The organism is Aeromonas sp. MR19 (assembly GCF_963899305.1).
GTDB lineage: Bacteria > Pseudomonadota > Gammaproteobacteria > Enterobacterales > Aeromonadaceae > Aeromonas > Aeromonas bestiarum.
Map to the genome: position 1 here is coordinate 53,982 of NZ_CAWQWZ010000021.1, position 14,144 is coordinate 68,125.

Annotated in this window: 12 protein-coding genes; 9 read left to right on the forward strand and 3 right to left on the reverse strand. The window is 59.0% G+C overall.

Annotation, left to right across the window (positions count from 1 at the left end; translation table 11 throughout):
- Positions 1-70: 70 nt before the first annotated feature.
- Together AACQ95_RS13035 and ubiG are read right to left on the reverse strand one after the other, a co-directional pair.
- Positions 71-757 carry an HAD family hydrolase gene (locus AACQ95_RS13035; RefSeq protein ID WP_241278702.1) on the reverse strand — a complete coding sequence of 229 codons (687 nt, stop codon included), beginning with the start codon at positions 755-757 and terminating at the stop codon, positions 71-73.
- Complete coding sequence (gene ubiG / locus AACQ95_RS13040) at positions 757-1,473, reverse strand: bifunctional 2-polyprenyl-6-hydroxyphenol methylase/3-demethylubiquinol 3-O-methyltransferase UbiG (RefSeq protein ID WP_241278703.1); 717 nt, start codon at positions 1,471-1,473, stop codon at positions 757-759. Before ubiG ends, AACQ95_RS13035 begins: the two co-directional genes overlap by 1 nt.
- Before the next feature lie 201 nt (positions 1,474-1,674).
- Here ubiG and gyrA point away from each other — a divergent pair, with 201 nt between their 5' ends.
- On the forward strand, positions 1,675-4,476 hold the full coding sequence (gene gyrA / locus AACQ95_RS13045; RefSeq protein WP_241278704.1) for a DNA topoisomerase (ATP-hydrolyzing) subunit A: 2,802 nt from the start codon (positions 1,675-1,677) through the stop codon (positions 4,474-4,476).
- 458 nt (positions 4,477-4,934) lie between these two features.
- On the opposite strand, the gene AACQ95_RS13050 is transcribed toward gyrA, so the two are convergent.
- Positions 4,935-5,990: a PA0069 family radical SAM protein gene (locus AACQ95_RS13050; protein WP_241278705.1), complete on the reverse strand. Its 1,056-nt coding sequence runs from the start codon at positions 5,988-5,990 to the stop codon at positions 4,935-4,937.
- A 174-nt stretch (positions 5,991-6,164) separates the two neighbouring features.
- On the opposite strand from AACQ95_RS13050, the gene AACQ95_RS13055 reads away from it, so the two are divergent.
- The 8 genes from AACQ95_RS13055 (at position 6,165) to ihfA (ending at position 14,127) form a co-directional block, all read left to right on the forward strand.
- Positions 6,165-6,752, forward strand: a complete 588-nt coding sequence (locus AACQ95_RS13055; protein WP_043135386.1) for a tetratricopeptide repeat protein — start codon at positions 6,165-6,167, stop codon at positions 6,750-6,752.
- A gap of 236 nt (positions 6,753-6,988) precedes the next feature.
- A complete protein-coding gene (gene thrS, locus AACQ95_RS13060) occupies positions 6,989-8,917 on the forward strand; it encodes a threonine--tRNA ligase (RefSeq protein WP_043135382.1) in 1,929 nt (642 codons plus the stop codon).
- 21 nt (positions 8,918-8,938) lie between these two features.
- Entirely contained in the window at positions 8,939-9,469 is a 531-nt protein-coding gene (gene infC, locus AACQ95_RS13065) for a translation initiation factor IF-3 (RefSeq protein ID WP_274454371.1), read from the forward strand.
- 85 nt (positions 9,470-9,554) lie between these two features.
- Positions 9,555-9,752 (forward strand): 50S ribosomal protein L35, encoded by a 198-nt coding sequence (rpmI, locus tag AACQ95_RS13070; RefSeq protein ID WP_005315535.1) that lies wholly within the window; start codon positions 9,555-9,557, stop codon positions 9,750-9,752.
- A gap of 14 nt (positions 9,753-9,766) precedes the next feature.
- The gene (gene rplT, locus AACQ95_RS13075; protein WP_005300683.1) at positions 9,767-10,123 is read left to right on the forward strand and encodes a 50S ribosomal protein L20; all 357 of its coding nucleotides are present in this window, start codon (positions 9,767-9,769) and stop codon (positions 10,121-10,123) included.
- A 320-nt stretch (positions 10,124-10,443) separates the two neighbouring features.
- Positions 10,444-11,427 carry a phenylalanine--tRNA ligase subunit alpha gene (gene pheS, locus AACQ95_RS13080; RefSeq protein WP_042866463.1) on the forward strand — a complete coding sequence of 328 codons (984 nt, stop codon included), beginning with the start codon at positions 10,444-10,446 and terminating at the stop codon, positions 11,425-11,427.
- Between the two features lie 12 nt (positions 11,428-11,439).
- Positions 11,440-13,827 carry a phenylalanine--tRNA ligase subunit beta gene (pheT, locus tag AACQ95_RS13085; protein WP_241278706.1) on the forward strand — a complete coding sequence of 796 codons (2,388 nt, stop codon included), beginning with the start codon at positions 11,440-11,442 and terminating at the stop codon, positions 13,825-13,827.
- Between the two features lie 3 nt (positions 13,828-13,830).
- Entirely contained in the window at positions 13,831-14,127 is a 297-nt protein-coding gene (ihfA, locus tag AACQ95_RS13090) for an integration host factor subunit alpha (RefSeq protein WP_005300715.1), read from the forward strand.
- Positions 14,128-14,144: the final 17 nt, after the last annotated feature.

Below are 14,144 nucleotides of genomic sequence, written 5' to 3' on the forward strand. Positions count from 1 at the left end.
ATATGGACACCGTTTGGCAACAAAGCTGCCTTTATGATCCATCAATGCCTGTGACCCGGCGGATCATGGGTCAGGCTACCTCGTAACGCAGCCAGTGGTGCAGGGCCTGCACGGTATCAAAGTGCAGATCCGCGCCCCAGTCGGCGGGATCCTCGTCATCGCTCAGATAACCCCAACCCGCGACTGCGGTGCGCATGCCCGCATTGCGGCCCGCCTCTATGTCACGCACATGATCCCCTACGTAGAGGCAGTGGGCGGCGTCGACGCCCAGTTGCTCGCAGGCAAAGTACATGGGGGCAGGGTCTGGCTTGCGCACCGGCAGGGTATCGGCACTGACGGTGACGCCGCAGCTGGCAAGCTCGGGCAGGGCCGCCAGCAGCGGCTCGGTCAGAAAGCCGGGCTTGTTGGTGACTATGCCCCAGGGCAGGGCCCGTTCGTCCAGCCATTCGATGAGCGCCACCATGCCCTCATAGGGGCGGGTGCCGACGCACAGGTGGGCGGCGTAGAAGTCGAGCAGGGCGGTGCGCAGGCGCGTGGCACCCAGCTCCTCGAGCAACTCATCGCCAAGTCCGGCCCTGAGCAGCCCGAGCGCGCCATGGGAGGTGGTCTGGCGGATGATGGCCTCGGAGAGCGGGGCAAAGCCTTCGCTCACCAGCACATGGTTGACGGCGGCGCCCAGATCGGGAGCCGTGTCGAGCAGGGTGCCGTCGAGATCAAACAGCACGCAGCGCAGCGGCACCGGGTGAGAGTCGCTCATCAGCCTTGCTCCGGGCGGATGAACTCCACCATGTAGTTGACGTCGACGTTCTTGCCGAGCTTGAACTGGCCGGTCAGCGGCGAATAGTGCACGCCGCTCATGTCACGCACCAGCAGGCCCGCCGCTTCACCCATGCGACACAGTTCGGCTGGGGTGATGAACTTCTTGTGATCATGGGTGCCCTTGGGGACCATCTTCATCAGGTATTCGGCCCCCAGGATCATCATCAGGTAGGCTTTTGGGTTGCGGTTGATGGTGGAGACGAACACCCGCCCGCCCGGGCGCACCAGGGTGGCGATGGCGCGCAGCACAGAAGCAGGATCCGGCACATGCTCCAGCATTTCCATGCAGGTGACCACGTCATACTGGCCAGGGGCCTGGCCGGCGTGCTCCTCCGCCGTCATCTGCTGGTACTGGAGCTCCACCCCTTGTTCCAGGGCGTGCAGGCGGGCGACGCCGAGGGGCTCCTTGCCCATGTCGATGCCGGTGACGCGGGCACCGCGCCGGGCCATGCTCTCGGAGAGAATGCCGCCCCCGCAGCCGATGTCGAGGATGTGCTTGCCAAACAGGCCGCCGCTCTTGTCGGTGATCCAGTCAAGGCGCACCGGATTGATTTGATGCAGTGGCTTGAATTCGCCCTCCATGTCCCACCAGCGGGAGGCGATGGCTTCAAATTTGGCGATTTCTGTCAGATCGACATTGGCATCACTATTCATGTTTTGATGATCCTGTGGCAGGGCGCGCAGGTAGCAAGACTTGGGCGCAATCTATTGTCCTGGCGGGCATTATAACGGACACACTTTGTCACACCAGCCCGACTTGTTACCCGGATTTGTGGCTTAAGGTATTTGGCTCAGTGTGTTACCATGGCGCGCTGTTTAAGCCAAAGAACAACTAATTAGGGATTAAGGCTTTCTATGAGCGATCTGGCCAGAGAGATCACGCCGATCAACATCGAAGAAGAGCTCAAGAGTTCCTATCTTGATTACGCCATGAGCGTGATCGTAGGACGAGCTCTGCCGGATGTGCGTGATGGCTTGAAACCGGTTCACCGCCGCGTTCTGTTTGCTATGAACGAGTTGGGGAACGACTGGAACAAGCCCTATAAAAAATCGGCCCGTGTGGTCGGTGACGTAATTGGTAAATACCACCCGCACGGCGACAGTGCCGTGTATGACACCATCGTCCGCTTGGCGCAGGATTTCTCCATGCGCTACATGCTGGTCGATGGTCAGGGCAACTTCGGTTCGGTCGACGGCGACAGCGCCGCCGCCATGCGTTACACCGAAGTGCGGATGGCCCGCATCTCCCACGAGCTGCTGGCCGATCTGGACAAAGAGACAGTGGACTGGGTACCGAACTACGACGGTACCGAGATGATCCCGGCTGTCATGCCCACCAAGGTGCCCAACCTGCTGGTCAACGGCTCATCCGGTATCGCGGTGGGCATGGCGACCAACATTCCTCCTCACAACCTCACCGAGATAGTCAACGGCTGTCTGGCGCTGATCGAAAATAGCGATCTCACCATCGATGAGTTGATGACCTATATCACAGGGCCTGATTTCCCCACTGGCGCCATCATCAACGGTCGCGCCGGCATAGTGCAGGCTTACCGCACCGGTCGCGGCTCCGTCTATGTGCGCGCCAAGGCCGAAGTGGAAGTGGACGACAAGACGGGTCGCGAGACCATCCTGGTTCACGAGCTGCCTTATCAGGTGAACAAGGCGCGGCTGATCGAGAAGATCGCCGAGCTGGTCAAAGAGAAGAAAGTCGAGGGCATCAGTGCCCTGCGCGATGAGTCCGACAAGGACGGCATGCGCATCGTTATCGAGATCAAACGTGGCGAGTCTGGCGAGATTGTGCTGAACAATCTCTACAAGCACACCCAGCTGCAGACCACGTTCGGCATCAACATGGTGGCGCTCGATAACAACCAGCCCAAGGTGATGAACCTTAAAGACATTCTGGATGCGTTCCTGCTGCACCGCCGTGAGGTAGTGACCCGCCGGACCGTGTTCGAACTGCGCAAGGCGCGGGATCGGGCCCACATCCTGGAAGGTCTGGCGGTGGCGCTGGCCAACATAGACCCCATCATAGAGCTGATCCGTCACTCCGATACCCCGGCTGACGCCAAAGCCAAGCTGGTTGCCCGCGGTTGGGAACTCGGCAACGTGGCCGGCATGCTGGAAAAGGCAGGCGACGACGCGGCCCGCCCCGAGTGGCTGGAGCCGGAGTTTGGCATCCGTGAAGGTCAATACTTCCTGACCGAACAGCAGGCCCAGGCCATCCTGGATCTGCGTCTGCACAAGCTGACCGGCCTCGAGCACGAGAAGATCCTGGAAGAGTACCAATCTCTGCTGGATCTGATCGCCGAGCTGCTGTTCATCCTGGCAAGCCCGGAACGGCTGATGGAAGTGATCCGCGATGAGCTGCTGGCCGTGCGCGAGCAGTATGGCGACGCGCGTCGCACCGAGATCAGCGCCTCCAGCGCCGAGATCAACATCGAAGATCTGATCACCCCGGAAGACGTGGTCGTGACCTTGTCTCACCAGGGTTATGTGAAGTACCAGCCGCTGACCGACTACGAGGCCCAGCGCCGCGGTGGTCGTGGCAAGTCGGCCACCCGGATCAAGGAAGAGGACTTTGTGGAACGTCTGCTGGTGGCCAACACCCACGACACCATTCTGTGCTTCTCCACCCGTGGCAAGGTCTACTGGCTCAAGGTGTATCAGTTGCCGGAGGCGTCCCGTGGCGCCCGTGGTCGTCCGATCATCAACTTGCTGCCGCTGGAAGAGGGTGAGCGCATCACCGCCATCCTGCCGGTCAAAGAGTATGCCGATGACAAGTATGTCTTCTTCGCCACCGCCGACGGTACCGTGAAGAAAACCAGCCTGTCTGCGTTCAGCCGTCCGCTCTCCTCCGGTATTCGTGCCATCAACCTCAAAGAGGGTGATGAGCTGATCGGGGTGGATATCACAGATGGCAGCAACGAGATCATGCTGTTCTCCGATGCGGGCAAGGTGGTTCGCTTCAATGAAGGCAGCGGCCGCGCCGATGCAGCCGATGCCGATGCCGATGCCAGCGATGATGTCGACGGGGATGACGAGAGTGTCATTGACGCCGGCAACGACGACGATGGCAGCGACAACGGCGAAGGCACCGAAAGCAAGGGTACCTTCAAGGGCGTACGTCCCATGGGCCGTACCGCCGGTGGGGTACGTGGTATCCGCCTGCTCAACGGTGACAAGGTGGTGTCCCTGATCGTCCCCCGTGGCGAGGGTGCCATTCTGACCGCCACCGAGAACGGTTACGGCAAGCGTACCGCGCTGACCGAGTACCCGACCAAGAGCCGTGGTACCCAGGGCGTTCGTTCCATCAAGGTGGACGAGCGTAACGGCAAGGTGATCGATGCGATCCAGGTCGAAGATACCGACCAGATCATGCTGATCACCAATGGCGGCACCCTGGTCCGTACTCGCGTCGCCGAGGTGAGCGTCATAGGCCGTAACACCGGCGGTGTGCGTCTGATCCGTACCGGTGAAGACGAGACAGTGGTCGGCCTGCAGCGTATCGCCGAGAGCGACGAGGAAGAGAACGACATCGTGGCCGTTGACGGTGAGGTGTCCGAAGGCACAGATACCGCGCCAGATGCCGGCTCTGCCGATGCAGGATCCACTGAAGGGTCCACTGAAGAGGGTGCAGCGAGCGACGAATAATCACGCGTCTGCCTCCATGAAAAAGAGCGACCCCAGGGTCGCTCTTTTTGTTGCTGCCGTTTGCCCCAGGTAGCGCGTCCCCAGCCTGATCCTGTTGCCGCACGCGTTGCTGATCACTCGCACCGCGAGCATTGCCGTACTCCTCCTTGTCCTCAATTCATCATGCCTGCGTCATCCCCCTGTCATGGGATGCGGCCAAGCTTGCCCTGTCGCACTCAACAGACTGCGACGCGCAGCCATCAAACAGGAGCACCTTATGACTAGCTGGGTAATGTGGGAGATCTGGTGGAGCCGGGTATGGGGCGAACATCAACCAGAATCGCTGGCAGGGGAGCATGAGGACGAAGTGGCTCATGAGCCGGCACGACTGCCCGCCGAATTGATCGCCCAGGGCAAGGCCACGCACTCGCCTCGGCCAAGGGGAGGCGTTGTGAGCGCGGTTGACGCTGTCGGGGCGCTCAGAACAGCCGCAGTTGTTCGCCAGGGCGAATGAAGCCATCCCGCCGCAGCTGAAGATGGCGTTTGCCCAAGCCCAGGCGTTTGCTGATGAGCCGAAAGCGCTGGGCGAGCAAGTCGGCAAACTGGCCTTCACCGCGCATGCGGGTGCCAAAGGCGGGGCTGTTGAGCCCGCCATCCCGACTGGCCCGCAGCTGGTTCAGGATGGCCTCCTTCTGGCCGGGGTAGTGTTCCTCCAGCCAGTCGCTGAACAGGGTGGTCAGCTCATGGGGCAATCGCAGCAGTATGTAGTCGGCGCAGTGGGCACCGGCCTCGGCCGCCGCCTTGATGATCTGCTCAAGCTCGGACTCGTTGAGGCGCGGGATCATGGGGGCGGCCAGCACCCCGACCGGCACCCCGGCCTGTGCCAGCTTCTCGACCACCTTGAGCCGACCCGCACCTGTGCTGGCTCTGGGCTCCAGCTGTCGCCGCAGGGTTTCATTCAAGGTCGTCACCGACACCATCACCTGGCAGAGACCCTCCCGGGCCAGCTCGGCGAGCAGATCGAGATCGCGCAATATCATGGCGCTCTTGGTGATGATGCCCACCGGGTGACGGTGGGCCAGCATCACCTCCAGCAAGGCGCGGGTGAGGCGATAGTGATGCTCGATGGGCTGATAGGGGTCGGTATTGGCGCCGAGCACTATGGTCTCTGGCTGATAGGTTGGCTTGGCAAACTCCCGGCGCAACAGCTCGGCGGCATTGAGCTTGGCAAACAGCTTGGTCTCGAAGTCGAGGCCGGGAGAGAGCTCCAGGTAGGCGTGACTGGGTCTGGCATAGCAGTAGATGCAGCCATGTTCGCAGCCCTGATAGGGATTGATGGAGCGGCTGAAAGGGACGTCGGGGGAGTTGTTGTAACTGATGATGCTACGTGCCGTTATCTCCTTCACCTCGGTGCGGGGAGCAGTGGCGGCAAATGCTGCCTCCCACTCTGTTTGGGCCCAGCCGTCGTCGACAGCCTCGACCAGCGGGCCGCTGAAACGATGCTCGATATTGTGGGTGCTGCCTCGTCCTGCCATCGTCTCGCACTGATACTGTTTATATATACAGTTATCATGCTGACCCTCATTGCCAAATGCAAGCTCTGCCAATTCATACCGCCATAAAAAGCATGTCAACGGGATCTCCTGCTTGATCACGGCGCTACATTTCGTTTACATAGACAAAATGCGAACTGGATCACGGAAATCATCATGAAACCCATCACCTGCCGCTGGCTGTTTATCGGAGTGCTTGGCCTGGTCATCTGGCGGCTGATCCCGCTCTCGACCGAGCAGGAGCTGGCATCGGCCAACCGAGCCTGGCGCAGCGGCCAGTTCGAGACGGCGACCAGGATCTGGCAACCGCTGGCCGAGCAGGGGATCCCGCGCGCGCAGGCGCTGATGGGCTGGAGTCACGAAGTGGGGCAGGGCACAGAGCAGGACATGGAGCAGGCCATCAGCCTCTATCGTCAGTCGGCGCAGGCGGGTGATGCCTTCGGCCAGTACCGGCTGGCGGAGGTCTATCTGCGCGGCGCCGGGGTGAAACGGGATCTGCGGCAGGCATTTCACTGGATGGAGCTGGCGGCCCGCAACGGTGACGTGCCCGCCATGCTGAAAGTCGGCGTGCTGCACCTGATGGGAGTGAGTGGCCGGGTCGATCTGGCTCAGGCCAAGCAGTGGCTCTATCAGGCCTCGCAAAAGGGCAACAAGCTTGCATTGAAGGTGTTGGAGGAGCTCGCACTGGCCGAGGAGGGGAGCAGTACCTTCGATTTCAACTGGCAACCCCTGTTGGGTGACTAACCGGCAAGCACCTCATTTGGTTGTAGAAAATCTCATCAAACCCGATACAGCCCCGCCTACTTCTGGTAGCATGGTCCGGTTTTTGGTTTGCCTTGTGCCGTCACGCAAGCTGTTTGCGGCACTGGGTGTCTTCGCAAAGTGCTGTGGAGAGCCAGAACATCACCCTTTTTTGAATGATTTTTTCCATCCCGCATGTGCCCTTTGGTAGGGGGCACCACTGTACAAGGAAACACACAATGCCAATCATTACTCTGCCTGACGGCAGCCAACGTCAATTTGCCCACTCCGTTTCCGTCATGGACGTGGCCGCGGACATAGGTCCGGGTCTCGCCAAGGCGTGCATTGCCGGTCGGGTAAACGGTGAACTGGTGGATGCCTGCGAGCTGATCGAAGCCGATGCCTCCCTGGCCATCATCACCGCCAAAGACGAAGAAGGTCTGGACATACTGCGCCACTCCTGCGCTCACCTGCTGGGTCATGCCATCAAGCAACTCTGGCCCCAGACCAAGATGGCCATAGGTCCCGTCATCGACAACGGTTTCTACTACGACATCGATCTGGATCGTACCCTGACTGACGAGGATCTGGCTGCCCTGGAAGAGCGCATGCTGGCGCTGGCCGCCAAGGATTACGACGTCATCAAGAAGAGAGTCTCCTGGCAGGAAGCACGCGACGTGTTCGAAGCCCGTGGCGAGACTTACAAGGTCGAGATCCTGGATCAGAATATTGCCCGTGATGACCAGCCTGGTCTGTATCATCACGAAGAGTACGTCGACATGTGTCGCGGCCCGCACGTGCCCAACATGCGTCACTGCCACCACTTCAAGTTGCAGAAGATGTCCGGCGCCTACTGGCGTGGCGATTCCAACAACAAGATGCTGCAGCGCATCTACGGCACTGCCTGGGCTGACAAGAAGCAGCTCAAAGGCTACCTGCAGCGTCTGGAAGAGGCGTCCAAGCGCGACCACCGCAAGATAGGCAAGCAGCTCGACCTGTATCACATGCAGGAAGAAGCCCCTGGCATGGTGTTCTGGCACAACGATGGCTGGACCATCTTCCGTGAGCTGGAAACCTTCATCCGTGGCAAGCTCAAAGAGTACGACTATCAGGAAGTGAAGGGTCCCTTCATGATGGATCGCGTGCTGTGGGAGCGTTCAGGTCACTGGGAAAAGTATGCCCAGGCCATGTTCACCACCCAGTCCGAAAACCGCGAGTACGCCATCAAGCCGATGAACTGCCCGGGTCACGTGCAGATCTTCAACCAGGGTCTGAAGTCCTACCGCGATCTGCCGCTGCGCATGGCCGAGTTCGGCTCCTGTCACCGCAACGAGCCGTCCGGTTCCCTGCACGGTCTGATGCGGGTGCGTGGTTTTACCCAGGATGACGCTCACATCTTCTGTACCGAAGAGCAGATCATGGAAGAGGTGTCCGCCTGTATCCGTATGGTCTATGACGTCTACGGCACCTTTGGCTTCGAAAACATCGTGGTCAAGCTCTCGACTCGTCCCGAGCAGCGCATCGGCTCCGATGAGGCCTGGGATCGCGCCGAGGCGGCTCTGGCCGAAGCCCTGGTGCTGAACGGCCTGAAGTACGATCTGCAGCCGGGTGAGGGCGCCTTCTACGGTCCCAAGATCGAATTTACCCTGCATGATTGCCTTGATCGTGCTTGGCAGTGTGGTACCGTGCAGCTCGACTTCGCCCTGCCTGGACGTCTGGGTGCCACTTATGTGGGTGAAGACAACGAACGCCACGTACCGGTGATGATCCACCGGGCCATTCTGGGTTCACTCGAGCGTTTCATCGGTATTCTGACCGAAGAGTACGCCGGATTGTTCCCGACTTGGTTGGCTCCGACTCAGGCTGTGGTCATGAATATCACAGATAATCAGGCCGATTATGCGGTAAAAGTAGCCAAAGCATTGAATGATGCGGGTCTTCGCGCAAAAGCGGACTTGAGAAATGAGAAGATTGGCTTTAAAATCCGCGAGCATACTTTGAAGCGAGTACCTTTCATGCTGGTCTGCGGCGATAAAGAAGTTGAAGCCGGTAAGATTGCAGTACGGACTCGTAAAGGGGCTGACCTGGGCACTTATCCTGTTGAAGAGCTAGTTGCTCTGTTGACCCAGGAAGTTCAGACCCGCGGACAAAAGAAAGTGGAGGAATAAGCTATAAAAGGCGGAAAAAAACTGGGCAAGCAACCGCAAGCCCGCGCTCACCGGATCAATACCGAGATTCGTCTGAAAGAAGTTCGTCTGACTGGTATTGACGGAGAGCCTTTGGGCGTCGTTGCTATCCAAGATGCATTGAACTTAGCCGTTGAAGCTGGAGTGGATCTGGTCGAGATCAGCCCTAACGCTGAACCGCCCGTTTGCCGGATCATGGATTACGGCAAATTCCTCTACGAAAAGAGCAAAACAACCAAAGAACAGAAGAAAAAGCAGAAAGTCGTCCAGGTCAAGGAAATCAAATTCCGTCCTGGCACTGACGAAGGCGACTATCAGGTAAAACTACGCAACCTGGTTCGCTTTCTGGAAGACGGGGACAAGGCTAAGGTCACCCTGCGCTTCCGTGGTCGTGAAATGGCTCACCAGGATCTTGGTATCAAGGTTCTGGAGCGCGTCAAGAACGATCTGGAAGAGTTGGCCGTAGTAGAGTCGTTCCCGAAAGTCGAAGGCCGTCAAGCAGTGATGGTCCTCGCACCTAAGAAGAAATCTTAAGGCCCACAAGAAATTGACTCATGGGTTCGCCCCATGAGTCGGTTCGCCTTGCGATTTTGTTGTCACTCACAATGCGGAGTATGAAATGCCGAAGATGAAAACCAACCGGGGTGCTGCAAAGCGCTTCAAGAAGACTGGCTCGGGTCGCTTCAAGTGCAAGCACAACCACCTGCGTCACATCCTGACCAAGAAGAGCAGCAAGCGTAAGCGCAAGCTGGGGCCGAAGTTCATGGTTTCTGCTGCCGACCACAAACGTGTTGTCGCTTGTCTGCCGTACGCATAAGGGGGATGTGAAAAATGCCAAGAGTTAAACGTGGTGTGACTGCTCGCGCTCGTCACAAGAAAGTAATGAAAGCCGCCAAAGGTTACTACGGCGCCCGTTCCCGAGTTTACCGCGTAGCGGTACAAGCGGTAACTAAAGCTGGTCAGTATGCCTACCGTGACCGTCGCCAGAAAAAGCGTCAGTTCCGTCAGCTGTGGATTGCGCGTATCAACGCTGCAGCCCGTCAGAACGGTCTGTCCTACAGCCGTCTGATCAACGGTCTGAAGAAGGCTTCTATCGAGATCGATCGCAAGATCCTGTCCGATATCGCCGTTCACGACAAGTTGGCTTTCACCGCCCTGGTTGAAAAGGCTAAAGCAGCGCTGGTTTAATCCGGTTCTGTTATGAAAGATAAAAGGAGGCTCAGGCCTCCTTTTTTGTTGCCCGTCATTCTCCCATCCTGTTATTGCGCTCACCCACTGCTCTTCATCCCTGCAACATGCCGCCTTCATATGCCAACAAACTAGCATTCTTTACCCATATTTGATGCAAGTAGAGGGCAGGGAAGGCTGCTTGCCTGATAACAAAATGATTTCTAGGGAGAAAAGCCCGCCATAACTATGGTCAGCCAAGGGGCTTTTTTTGTATTATTCCCCTCTTGACCTTATTTAGCCTAACAGGCTCCTGTTTCGGGAGTGGTGACGAGGAAGACATGCAACAGCTTGAAGAAGTAGTCGGCCAGGCCAAGGCCGAGATTGAGGGCGTCAATGACGTTGCGACCCTCGACGAGATCCGGGTCAAATATCTGGGTAAAAAAGGCTTTTTTACCGAGCAGATGAAGACATTGGGCGCCTTGTCCGCCGAAGAGCGCCCCGCTGCGGGCGCCGTGATCAACCAGGCCAAGCAGCAGGTTCAGGATGCCCTGAACGCACGCCGTGATGCACTGGTGGAGCAGGAGCTGAACCAGAAGCTGGCTGCCGAGACCATCGATATCAGCCTGCCGGGCCGTCGTATCGAGAACGGTGGTCTGCACCCCGTGACTCGCACCGTCGAGCGCATCGAGCGGCTGTTTGGCGAGATGGGTTTCAAAGTGGAACGCGGTCCCGAGATTGAAGATGGCTTCCACAACTTCGATGCGCTGAATATTCCGGCTCATCACCCGGCGCGTACCGATCACGATACCTTCTACTTCAATCCCGATCTGATGCTGCGTACCCACACCTCAGGTGTGCAGATCCGTACCATGCAGCAGCAACAGCCGCCAATTCGCATCATAGCGCCGGGCCGCGTCTATCGTAACGACTACGACATGACCCACACGCCTATGTTCCATCAGGTTGAAGGCCTGCTGGTTGACGAGCATGCCAGCTTTACCGAGCTGAAAGGGATACTGCACGACTTCCTGCGCAACTACTTCGAGGAAGATCTCACCATACGTTTCCGTCCTTCCTACTTCCCGTTCACCGAGCCGAGCGCCGAAGTGGACGTCATGGGCAAGAACGGCAAGTGGCTGGAAGTGCTGGGCTGCGGCATGGTGCACCCGAACGTGCTGCGTTCGGTTGGCATCGATCCGGAAAAATACTCCGGCTTTGCCTTCGGCATGGGCGTTGAGCGCCTGACCATGCTGCGTTACGGGGTCAATGACCTGCGTGCCTTCTTCGAAAACGATCTGCGCTTCCTCAAGCAGTTCAAGTAAGGGCGAGAGAACATGAAATTTAGTAAATCCTGGGTGATGGAGTGGGTCCGCACCGAGTTGAGTGACAACGCACTGGCCGAGCAGATCACCATGGCCGGCCTGGAAGTGGACGCCGTGGAAGCGGTGGCTGGCCAGTTCAACAACGTGGTGGTCGGTGAAGTGGTCGAGTGCGCCCAGCATCCGGACGCCGACAAGCTGCGAGTGACCAAGGTCAACGTGGGCGAGGCCGAGCTGCTGGACATCGTCTGCGGCGCGCCGAACTGCCGTCAGGGCCTGAAAGTGTGCGTGGCCAAAGTAGGGGCGACCCTGCCGGGTGATTTCACCATCAAGAAAGCCAAGCTGCGTGGCCAGCCGTCTCACGGCATGCTCTGCTCCTTCAGCGAGCTGGGTATCGACGTGGAAGCGGACGGCATCATAGAGCTTCCGGCCGATGCCCCCATTGGCACTGACATTCGCGACTACCTCAATCTCAATGACGTGGCGATCGACGTGGATCTCACCCCGAACCGGGCCGATTGCCTCGGGATCGCAGGGCTTGCCCGCGAGATCGGCGTGCTCAACAGCGTCGACGTGGTCGAGCCGAGCTGGGCGCCTGCCGTGGCCACCATAGACGCGACCTTCCCGATCCGGGTCGAGGCACCGGCCGACTGCCCGCGTTATCTGGGCCGCGTCATCAAGGGGCTGAACTTGCAAGCGCAGAGCCCGCTCTGGATGCAAGAGAAGCTGCGCCGTGGCGGCATCCGCTCCATCGACGCCATCGTCGACATCACCAACTTCCTGCTGCTGGAATACGGTCAGCCGATGCATGCCTTCGACCTGGCCAAGCTGGAAGGGGAGCTGGTGGTGCGCCGTGCCAAGAGCGATGAGCCCATGACCCTGCTCGATGGCAACGAAGTGAAGCTCAAAGACAACACGCTCGTCATTGCCGATGCCAAGGGCCCTGCCTGCATGGCCGGTATCTTCGGTGGCGGTCGCACCGGCGTCTCCGAGTCCACCACCGATATCCTGCTGGAGTGCGCCTTCTTTGCGCCGCTCTCCATCACGGGCCGTGCCCGTGCCTATGGTCTGCACACCGACTCCTCCCACCGCTTTGAGCGCGGGGTGGATCCCGAGCTGCAAGCCAAGGTGATGGACAGAGCCACCCGTCTGCTGCTGGATATCTGCGGCGGCGAAGCGGGTCCGGTCATCGAGGTTAAATCCGATGCCCATCTGCCCAAGGCTGCCCCCATCAAGCTGCGTCGTGCCAAGCTCGACAAGGTGATCGGCATCAGCGTAGGCGATGCCCAGGTGGTCGAGATCCTGACCCGCCTCGGCATGCAGGTCACTGTGGATGCTGACGGCTGGACCGCGCTGGCGCCCTCCTGGCGTTTCGATATTGCCATCGAGGAAGACCTCATCGAGGAAGTGGCCCGCATCTACGGCTACAACAACATCCCGAACCTGAAACCGGCCGCCTCTCTGGCCATGGTTGAGCAGGCAGAAGGGCAGGTGACCCTCAAGCGGGTACGCGACCTGCTGGTTGACCGCGGCTTCCAGGAAGCGATCACCTACAGCTTCGTCGATCCCAAAGCGCAGCAACTGCTCTATCCGCAGAGCGACGCCATCGTGCTGCCGAATCCCATCTCGGTCGAGATGTCCGCCATGCGGGTGTCGCTGTTCCCGGGTCTGGTGCAGGCGGTGGTCTACAACCAGAACCGTCAGCAGGCGCGGGTGCGTCTGTTCGAGCAGGGCCTGCGTTTCATCAAGGACGAGAGTGCCGAAAACGGCATCCGTCAGGAGCCCATGCTGGCCGGCATCATCACCGGCAACCAGAGCGATGAGCACTGGGACATCAAGAACCGCGGTAGCGACTTCTTTGATTTGAAAGGGGATCTGGAAGCGGTACTGGATCTGACCGCCGAAGGGGCCACCTTCAGCTTCGAGCGTACCGAGCACAGTGCCCTGCACCCGGGCCAGAGCGCAGCCATTTTGCGCAACGGCGTGGTCATCGGCCACATCGGCGTGATCCACCCGAGCCTCGAGAAGAAGCTGGGCCTCAAGAGCCGCGCCGTCATGTTTGAACTGGAGCTGGACAAGCTGACCCCGGCCAAGGTGCCGGTTGCAGCCGAGGTTTCTCGCTTCCCTGCCAACCGTCGTGACATTGCCGTGGTGGTCGATGTTGCGGTTCTGGCCGGCGATGTCCTCGCAGTAATTAAAAAAGTTGGCGGAAATCAGGTAGTTGGAATAAACTTGTTTGACGTATACCAGGGTGCTGGTATGGCAGAGGACAAGAAGAGCCTGGCCATCAGTCTTGTATTGCAAGACACCCAGCGCACTCTGGAGGAGAAAGAGATTGCCGAGACCGTAGACAATGTCGTGCGGGCCCTTGGTGAAGAGTTGAATGCATCCTTGAGGGATTGATCTATGGCGCTTACCAAAGCCGACATTGCAGAGCACCTGTTCACCCAGCTGGGGATGAGCAAGCGTGAAGCCAAAGATATGGTGGAAGCCTTCTTTGAGGAAATCAGACAGGCGCTTGAGCGTGGTGAACAAGTCAAGATTTCAGGCTTCGGTAACTTTGACCTTCGTGAGAAGAATCAGCGTCCTGGACGTAATCCCAAGACGGGCGAAGATATTCCTATCAGCGCCCGTCGGGTGGTGACCTTCCGGCCTGGCCAGAAACTCAAGGCCAGGGTAGAAAATGTTGAACCCAACGAGTGACAAAAAGCCAGGCAGCC